This is a genomic window from Pseudomonas sp. NPDC089530 (assembly GCF_050280705.1).
Taxonomy (GTDB): domain Bacteria; phylum Pseudomonadota; class Gammaproteobacteria; order Pseudomonadales; family Pseudomonadaceae; genus Aquipseudomonas.
Genome location: NZ_JBNNVU010000214.1, coordinates 1 through 1,310, shown reverse-complemented (window position 1 = coordinate 1,310; position 1,310 = coordinate 1). Strand labels below are relative to the sequence as shown.

The 1,310-nt window shown below is 64.5% G+C and carries 1 protein-coding gene; it reads right to left on the bottom strand.

The features are described from left to right. Positions 1-1,310 (bottom strand): NAD-glutamate dehydrogenase domain-containing protein (locus ACQKQA_RS30360; protein ID WP_427564803.1); only part of this gene is annotated, 1,310 nt, incomplete at both ends.

Here is a 1,310-nt window from a genome sequence, read left to right as displayed (position 1 = left end):
GTCAGCTTGTCGGCCTGGATGTCGAAGCGCTCTTTCATCTGCGGCGAGATGGCGATGCTCTTCGCGCTGCGCGAGAAGATGCCGCCGCCTTCGGACATGATGCTGGTGTCGTAGTCGCTCCACGCCGAACGCGGCAGGTCGAACATGCGCTGGCGCTCAGCGAAGCTGGTGGCCGGGTTCGGGTTCGGGTCGATGAAGATGTGCAGATGGTTGAAGGCCGCGACCAGTTGCAGCTTGTCGGACATCAGCAAGCCGTTGCCGAACACGTCGCCGGCCATGTCGCCGATGCCGACCACCGTGATGCTGTCTTCCTGGACATTGATGCCGCGCTCGCGGAAGTGGCGCTGTACGCCCACCCACGCGCCCTTAGCGGTGATGCCCATCTTCTTGTGGTCGTAACCGGCGGAACCGCCGGAAGCGAACGCGTCGCCCAGCCAGAAGCCGTAGTCGATGGCGATGCCGTTGGCGATGTCGGAGAAGGTCGCGGTGCCCTTGTCCGCCGCCACCACCAGGTACGGGTCATCGTCGTCGTGACGCACGACGTTGGCCGGCGGCACCAGGGCGCCGTCCTTCAGGTTGTCGGTGATGTCCAGCAGGCCCGAGATGAAGATGCGGTAGCAGGCGATGCCTTCGGCCGCGATCTCGTCCCGGCTGCCGCCCAGCGGCAGGCGACGCGGCAGGAAGCCGCCCTTGGCGCCCACCGGCACGATCACCGAGTTCTTCACTTGCTGGGCTTTTACCAGGCCCAGGACTTCGGTACGGAAGTCTTCTTCGCGGTCGGACCAGCGCAGGCCGCCACGGGCCACGTTGCCGAAGCGCAGGTGCACACCTTCGACCCGCGGCGAGTAGACGAAGATTTCGAACTTCGGCACCGGCTTGGGCAGCTCGGGAATCAGGTGCGGGTTGAACTTGAAGCTGAAGTACGACTTGTTATGGCCGTGGGCGTCGGTCTGGTAGAAGTTGGTCCGCAGGGTGGCCTTGATCAGGTCCAGGTAGCGTCGCAGGATGCGGTCTTCGTTGAGCACCTGGACGTCGTCCAGGGCGCTCAGGATCGCATGTTCCAGACGCTGCTGCTTGTCTTCCAGGTCGTCGCTGCCGAGCTTGCGCGCCAGGTAGAAACGGGTCTTGAACAACCGGGTCAGCTCGCGGGCGATATCGGTGTGGTTGTTCAGGGTGCTGGCGATGTAACCCAGGTCGAAGCCCAGGCGGATCTGCTTCAGTGCGCGCTTCGGCCTGGTCGAGGTCGGCGCGGCTGCCGACGCCGCGCTGGGTGCGCAGCTGGATCTGATCGTAGATGCGCTCGTGATTGC